Here is a 7,551-nt window from a genome sequence, read left to right as displayed (position 1 = left end):
CTGCGCCGTTTCGATGCGAGCAACAGTGTGGAAACCATCGATGGCGGTTTAGGCGCGAATATAATTGCCGGCACCAGCGGTTATGACACTATTGATCTGAGTGCGACCACGGTACTGAATATCGACCGCATTGAGGGTGGGGCAGGCAATGACACCCTGACTGGCACCGGTAACGATGATTTGATGATCGGTGGGTCCGGTCGCGATGTACTCAATGGCGGTGACGGTAACGACACCTTCCGGGTTGATGGTACAGATTCGGCCTACGACACGTTCAATGGCGATGCTGGCTTGGATACTATCCTCGGTGGTGACGTTGATGACACCATCCGCTTGCGCCGTTTCGATGCGAGCAACAGTGTGGAAACCATCGATGGCGGTTTAGGCGCGAATATAATTGCCGGCACCAGCGGTTATGACACTATTGATCTGAGTGCGACCACGGTACTGAATATCGACCGCATTGAGGGTGGGGCAGGCAATGACACCCTGACTGGCACCGGTAACGATGATTTGATGATCGGTGGGTCCGGTCGCGATGTACTCAATGGCGGTGACGGTAACGACACCTTCCGGGTTGACGGCACGGATTCAGCCTACGACACGTTCAATGGCGATGCTGGCTTGGATACTATCCTCGGTGGTGACGTTGATGACACCATCCGCTTGCGCCGTTTCGATGCGAGCAACAGTGTGGAAACCATCGATGGCGGTTTAGGCGCGAATATAATTGCCGGCACCAGCGGTTATGACACCATCGATCTGAGTGCTACCACCGTGCTGAATATTGACCGTATCGAGGGTGGCAGAGGCAATGACAATCTGACCGGAACAGGTAACGATGACCTGATAATCGGTGGGAGTGGTCGCGATGTACTCAATGGCGGTGACGGTATCGATACCTTCCGGGTTGACGGCACGGATTCAGCCTACGACACCTTCAATGGTGATGCGGGTCTGGACACCATCCTTGGTGGTGATGGTGACGATACTATCCGCCTGCGCCGTTTCGATGCGAGTAACAGTGTGGAAACCATTGATGGAGGTGCTGGTACGAATGTTATTGCTGGCACCGGCGGTTACGACACCATAGATCTGAGTGCAACCACCGTGCTGAATATCGACAGCATCGAGGGTGGCGCAGGCAATGACACCCTGACCGGAACAGGCAACGATGACCTGATGATCGGCGGTTCCGGTCGCGATGTGCTAAACGGCGGTGATGGTAACGATACCTTCCGGGTTGACGGCACGGATTCAGCCTATGACACGTTCAATGGTGATGCCGGGCTGGATACGATCCTCGGTGGTGACGGGGACGATACCATTCGCCTGCGTAGCTTCGATGCGAGTAACGGAATCGAGACTATCGATGGCGGCGCAGGAGTCAATGTTATTGCCGGCACCAGCGGTTACGACACCATTGATCTGAGCGCAACCACGGTACTGAATATCGACCGTATCGAGGGTGGCGCGGGAAATGACTCGCTTGTGGGGACTGTCGGCGCTGATACGCTTATTGGTGGCGCAGGAACTGATCAGCTTAACGGTGGTACAGGCGATGATACCTACCGGTTATCGCGTGGCGATGGCCGTGATACGATCTCGGACTATGAAGCAGTGCCAAACACAGACCGAATGGAGTTCGGTGGTGCGGTGGCCCATGACCAGCTTTGGTTTAGCCAATCGGGCAATGATCTGAAGGTACAGGTTATTGGCACGACTGATCAGATATCGATTCAGGACTGGTATCTTGGGTCAGATTATCAGCTTGAGATCTTTCAGGCGGGTGACGGTCTGACTTTATTCAGTGACCAGGTGGATCAACTGGTTCAGGCCATGGCTGCGTTTTCCCCGCCTGCCAGCGGTGAGCTGGATTTGTCTCCCGATTTGCAGAGTCAGTTAGAACCTGTGCTGGCAGCAAACTGGCAGAGTGCCTGAAGTAAGAGGTAAATGAGAAGGGGGCTCAGAATTAATTCAATTCTCGTTATTCTGGCGTGAGCCAGAATCTAGTGGTTTCAACAACATGGATACCGGCATGCGCCGGTATGACGAATTAGTCCGGGTTTGCCTAATGCGCAACGCGCGTATTCTGACCGCTGTAGATAACGCGTACCCGGTCACCCACGGAGAAGCGCTCATTGGGTGACAGCGCCTGAACGATAGCGACCGTCCGGCCATCTTCCATTCTGATGGTGAATTCCACGCCCTGGGTGCGCGTGACACCTTCTTCAATTGCAGCACCGGCTAACCCGCCTGCCACGGCGCCGATAACGGCCATCACCTGGCCGGTCTTGCGACCACCGACACTGCTGCCTGCAATGCCGCCGACGATGGCGCCGGCGCCGCTGCCGATCGGGGTTTTGGTGCCTTCGATCTGGACAGGTCGTAACGATTCTATAACGCCGTATTCAACCTGCTGGACGGTTCGGGCTTCGGCGCGGCTGTAGCTTTCGCCGGACAGGTTCGAGGCACAACCGGCAAGACCGAGTACGGAAATCAGGAATATTAATATCAGGCTGTTTTTCATGGGGTTTGCTGGCCTCCGGCCGTTCATTTCTGTCCAGTATGTGTATGACCTAATCATAGATCTTTCTGCTATCGCCCGCCAGTTTATGCGGCTCAGTCTTCCAGAATTTCAAGGTGTACCGGCTCGGGCTGGCCGTTCTCGAACCGGTATCCCCTCAGTTCCAGTACACCTTTTGTATTCAGTGACACGATCAGGTACAGCACATCCGGGTAGCCCGCCTGTTCGATATCGATGGCGGACGGTTCCGCCGGGCTGGTCGGGTGGGAATGGTAAATGGCGAACAGCGCCTCACCCTGTTCCCGCATCTGGCGCATGGCATCGATTTGCTGTTTGGGGTCCATGGCGAACAGCTTCCCGGGTTCGTCTGCGACATTGGCGACCGGGATACAACGTACGGGCAGGCCGTCGCGAGCACTGACCAGTCCACAGACTTCACGTTCCGGTTCGCGTTGCGCCAGGTGGAGTATCTGGTTGACGATGGGTCGGGGCAGGGTGACGTGTTTCATGTTGTTTGATTTCCACACACCGGGCAGGCCGGGTCGCGGCGCAGTTTCATGCTGCGCCATTCATTGTACAGGCCGTCGAACACCAACAGGCGGCCGCTCAGGGTTTCGCCCAGCCCGGCCAGGACCTTGATGGCTTCCAGTGCCTGGATGCTGCCGATGATACCGACAACGGGTGACAGGATACCGTTGTCGGCACAGGTCTGCTCCGGGTCTTCGCCTTCGCGGTACAGGCAGCGATAGCAGGGACTGTCCGGGGAGCCGGGCAGGAACACCGAGACCTGGCCTTCCAGGCGAATGGCGGCGCCGGAGACCAGCGGGGTTATCGTTTCGACGCAGGCGCGGTTGACGGCAAAGCGGGTGTCGAAGTTATCGCTGGCGTCGATGACAAGATCGGCCTGTGCAACCTCGGCGCGTAATGTTTCACCCTCCAGTCGGGTGTGCAGGGCAGTGATGTCCGTATCCGGGTTGAGTGCTGTCAGGGTATCTTTGGCGGACTCCACCTTGGGTTTGCCAATGTCGTTCTGCTGGTGAAGGATCTGGCGCTGCAGGTTGGAGAGATCGACCTCGTCATCATCGGCAATGACCAGCTGCCCGACACCGGCTGCTGCCAGGTACAGCGCGGCAGGTGAGCCGAGACCGCCGGCTCCAATGACCAGCACACGGGTATCCAGCAGGGCCTGCTGGCCTTCGGTGCCAAATCGGGGGAGCATGATCTGTCGGCTGTAGCGAAGTAACTGGTCATCGTTCATAGCGTGACGATACCGGCCGTGTGGCTAAAAAAACAGGGTGCAGGGATTTACAGGTAGCGGCGCCAGTGTTCGGGGCGTGCGTCACGGCAACCGTGGCGTTGGCAGACATAGCATTGCATGAAGATGTCGCGGGTGCTTTGGCCCTGGTCGCGGCGGGCAGAGATGTTTTCCAGCTCGATGCCTTCCGTATAGTAATACAGGGCACGCTTGATTTTGGTGAGCAGGTTATTTTCGAGATGGAAGCCAAGCTCGAACAGCAGGGCCTCGATCGTGGATAAATCAATCTGGCGCAGGTCGTAGCTGACACGAATGGCATTGCGGGAGGGGCCGGCCAGGGTGACATCCACTATGCCGTCGATATCCGTCAACGCCATGATGGCGTCGAGAGCCTGCTGCTGCCCCGGGAGTGGGTCGCGGAATGCGACTTCCCGGTGCTTTATGGTGTCCGGGTCGGGATGTTCCATGAGGAAATCCTATACCAAATACAGGGGAGTCGCGAGTCGGTTTTCAGGCGATTTTCAGGCGGTTTTCCTGGCGTGACTGACGCGTTCGTGTCCGGCCAGGTCGCGGATGCTACTGATTTCCGATAATTCGTTGTCTTTCAATAGTATGCGAACTGCTTCGGCTTGCTCGAAACCGTGTTCCAGCAGAATGTGTCCACCCGGTTTCAGTACGCGGGTGGCCGCGGCTGCCAGTTGTGTCAGGTCGTCCAGGCCTTCGCTGCCGGCACTGAGTGCGCTGCGTGGCTCAAAACGGACGTCGCCCTCACCCAGGTGCGGGTCCTGTTCGGCGATATAGGGCGGGTTTGAAACCAGTGCGTCGAGGCGCTGCCCGGCCACGGCATCACACCAGTGACCGGTAAAAAAGTGAATGTTACCCAGCCCCAGTCTTGCTGCATTGTGACAGGCCACCACCAGGCATTCCGGCGAACGGTCACTGGCGAAAACCTGCCAGTGCGGACGTTCGTGAGCCAGTGCCAGGGCGATGGCGCCACTGCCGGTTCCGGCATCGAGAACCTGTAACGGCTCGTCGGCGGGCAGCAACGCCAGTGTCTGCTCGACCAGCAGTTCCGTGTCCGGTCGCGGGATAAGGGTGTGTTCGCTGACCTCGAGTTGCAGTGACCAGAACTCGCGCTGGCCGGTCAGGTAGGCAACGGGTTGACCCGCGCTGCGCGCCTCCACCAGTGCAGTGAACTGTTCCAGTTGTTTCGTATCGAGTTGTGCTTCCGGCCAGGCGTGCAGATAGCTGCGGGGTTTGCCGAGTACGTGCATCATCAGGACTTCGGCGTCCAGTTGCGCAGTATCGCTGGTTTGCAGTTGCGCGCGGGCCTGCTGCAACGCTTGTGCGATGCTGGTCACCGGGCGTTCAACTGTCCTGGGCGCTGAGTTCCGCCAGCCGGTCGGCCTGGTCTTCACTCAGCAGGGGTTCAATGACCGGGTCGAGTGCGCCCTGCATGACGTCGTCCAGCTTGTAAAGTGTCAGGTTGATGCGGTGGTCGGTGATCCGGCCCTGCGGGAAGTTGTAGGTCCGGATACGCTCCGAACGGTCGCCGCTGCCAACCAGACTGCGGCGTGTCTCGCTTTCTTCGCTGTGGCGTTTCTCGTCTTCTGCTGCCTGCAGGCGTGAGGCCAGCAATGACAGTGCGCGGGCGCGGTTCTTGTGTTGCGAGCGTTCGTCCTGGCATTCCACCACCACGCCGGTTGGCAGGTGGGTGATGCGTACGGCCGAGTCGGTCTTGTTGATATGCTGGCCGCCAGCGCCGGACGCCCGGTAGGTGTCGACCTTGAGGTCTGCCGGGTTGATGTTGATGGCTTCGGTTTCTTCGGCTTCGGGTAATACTGCCACAGTGGCGGCCGAGGTATGGATACGCCCCTGCGATTCCGTTTCCGGTACCCGCTGCACACGATGAACACCGGATTCAAACTTGAGCCGGGCATAGACGTCATTGCCGCTGATGCGGGCAATGATTTCCTTGTAGCCACCGTGCTCACCTTCACTTTTACTGAGAATTTCGACATTCCAGCGCTGTGTTTCCGCATAGCGCGAATACATGCGAAACAGATCGCCGGCAAAGATGGCTGCTTCATCGCCGCCGGTTCCGGCGCGAATTTCCAGGTAGACGTTCTTGTTGTCGTTGGGGTCTTTCGGCAGCAGGTGTTTTTGCAGTTCCAGTTCGAGTGTTTCGCGGCGCTGGCGGGCATCTTCCAGTTCCTCGCCGGCCATGTCGCGCAGATCGGGATCCGGGTCTTTCAGCATCTCCTGTGCGGTGGCTTCGTCATTACGCGCCTGCTGCAGGGATTCGAAACAATTCACTACCGGGGTAATCTGTGCGTACTCCTGCGACAGTTCACGAAAGCGGTTGTTATCGGAGATGATGTCCGGGTCAGAGAGGAGTGCCGAGACTTCCTCTGCGCGTTCGACGACGGTTTGCAGCTTGTTTTCCAGTGAGGGGTTCACGGTTTGTCTTTGTCCAGATTGAACAGCGCCAGCGCCGCATCGAGCAGGTCGTTATCGCCGTTCTCGGCAGCTTCCCGAATGCGTACGCTGGGTGCATGAGTGAGTTTGTTGGTCAGTGTGTTGGCCAGATATTCCAGCACCTGCTGCGGATCCTTGCCACCCTCGAGCATGTGTTGTGCCTTTCGGAATACCTCATCACGTTGCTGTTCGGCATGTTTACGGTAGTCGCGGATCGTGGCCACGGCGTCCTGTGCACGCAGCCAGCTCATGAAGCGTTCTACCTGCACATCAATAATTTCTTCAGCCTGCAGTGCGGCCTGTTGGCGAGACTTGAGGTTTTCCTGAATGACATCCTGCAGGTCGTCGACCGTGTACAGGTAGATGTCTTCCAGTTCCGCGACCTCGGCGTCGATGTCGCGCGGAACGGCGATATCCACCATGAATACCGGTCGGTGTTTGCGATTTTTCAGCGCTTTTTTCACCATCGCCTTGTCGAGGATAGCCGTTGGGCTGCCCGTCGCCGTAATCACAATATCCGCTTCGGCGAGATGGGCCGGGATTTCGTCAAGCCCGATACCATAGCCATCAAAGCGTGCCGCCAGCCGGTGGGCATTTTCCGGAGTCCGGTTGGCAATCACCAGCCGCCCGAGTTGCTGATCGCGCAGGTGGCGGGCCGTCAGCTCAATGGTTTCACCGGCGCCAATCAGCAGTGCGGTTTGTGAGGTGAAGTCTCCAAAGATTTGCTTCGCCAGGCTGACGGCGGCGAAGGCCACCGAAACCGGGCTTTCGCCGATCGCCGTATCGGTGCGGATTTGTTTGGCCACAGAAAATGTGTGCTGGAACAAACGGCCCAGCGCGCTGTCCAGAGTTCCGGCATCAGTGGCTGCCTGGTACGCCTCTTTCATTTGTCCAAGGATCTGCGGCTCACCGATGATCATGGAGTCCAGGCCCCCGGCTACGCGTAACAGGTGCCGAACAGCGCTGTCGTCGGGAAAGCTGTACAGGTAAGGCTGGATCAGCGCCGGGTCGAGGTTATGGTAACTTGCCAGCCAGTTTGTGATGTCATCCAGCCCTGGCTCCTGCAGGCCGCAGTACAATTCGGTGCGGTTACAGGTCGACAGGATGGCAGCTTCTTTGACCGAGGGCAGCGCAGTAAGTCCGCGCAGGGCATCACTGATACGCTCGCCACTGATGGCGACCTGCTCCCGCAATTCAACGGGCGCGGTGCGGTGATTGATGCCGAGCGCGATCAGGGACATGATGTAACAAATAGCAACGGAAACAAAAAATTGTGCGGGATAGGCGGTTT

The 7,551-nt window shown here is 57.9% G+C and carries 8 protein-coding genes; 1 reads left to right on the top strand and 7 read right to left on the bottom strand.

Translation table 11 applies throughout. The features are described from left to right. Nucleotides 1-1,941: calcium-binding protein (locus DFR30_RS14370; protein WP_165869203.1), on the top strand; the 1,941-nt coding region annotated here is incomplete at its 5' end. A gap of 130 nt (nt 1,942-2,071) precedes the next feature. Here the strand turns inward: DFR30_RS14370 and DFR30_RS12405 are convergent. The 7 genes from DFR30_RS12405 to hemA all read right to left on the bottom strand — a co-directional run bounded on the left by DFR30_RS12405 (nt 2,072) and on the right by hemA (nt 7,501). Then, nucleotides 2,072-2,530: an outer membrane lipoprotein gene (locus tag DFR30_RS12405; RefSeq protein WP_132973701.1), complete on the bottom strand. Its 459-nt coding sequence runs from the start codon at nt 2,528-2,530 to the stop codon at nt 2,072-2,074. A 92-nt stretch (nt 2,531-2,622) separates the two neighbouring features. After that, complete coding sequence (locus tag DFR30_RS12400) at nt 2,623-3,036, bottom strand: M67 family metallopeptidase (RefSeq protein ID WP_132973699.1); 414 nt, start codon at nt 3,034-3,036, stop codon at nt 2,623-2,625. Next, nucleotides 3,033-3,785, bottom strand: a complete 753-nt coding sequence (locus DFR30_RS12395; protein ID WP_132973697.1) for a HesA/MoeB/ThiF family protein — start codon at nt 3,783-3,785, stop codon at nt 3,033-3,035. Before DFR30_RS12395 ends, DFR30_RS12400 begins: the two co-directional genes overlap by 4 nt. 47 nt (nt 3,786-3,832) lie before the next feature. After that, entirely contained in the window at nt 3,833-4,249 is a 417-nt protein-coding gene (locus DFR30_RS12390) for a hypothetical protein (RefSeq protein ID WP_132973695.1), read from the bottom strand. A gap of 54 nt (nt 4,250-4,303) precedes the next feature. Further along, the gene (prmC, locus tag DFR30_RS12385) at nt 4,304-5,143 is read right to left on the bottom strand and encodes a peptide chain release factor N(5)-glutamine methyltransferase (protein ID WP_132973693.1); all 840 of its coding nucleotides are present in this window, start codon (nt 5,141-5,143) and stop codon (nt 4,304-4,306) included. A 7-nt stretch (nt 5,144-5,150) separates the two neighbouring features. Beyond that, nucleotides 5,151-6,242, bottom strand: coding sequence for a peptide chain release factor 1 (gene prfA, locus DFR30_RS12380; RefSeq protein WP_132973691.1), 1,092 nt, complete (start codon nt 6,240-6,242; stop codon nt 5,151-5,153). Beyond that, a complete protein-coding gene (gene hemA, locus DFR30_RS12375; protein ID WP_132973689.1) occupies nt 6,239-7,501 on the bottom strand; it encodes a glutamyl-tRNA reductase in 1,263 nt (420 codons plus the stop codon). The genes prfA and hemA overlap by 4 nt, the downstream gene beginning before the upstream one ends. Nucleotides 7,502-7,551 lie beyond the last annotated feature (50 nt).

The organism is Thiogranum longum, from assembly GCF_004339085.1.
Taxonomy (GTDB): Bacteria; Pseudomonadota; Gammaproteobacteria; order DSM-19610; family DSM-19610; genus Thiogranum; species Thiogranum longum.
Note: the sequence above shows the minus strand (reverse complement) of the source record. Positions and strands in the feature narration are given on the sequence as shown.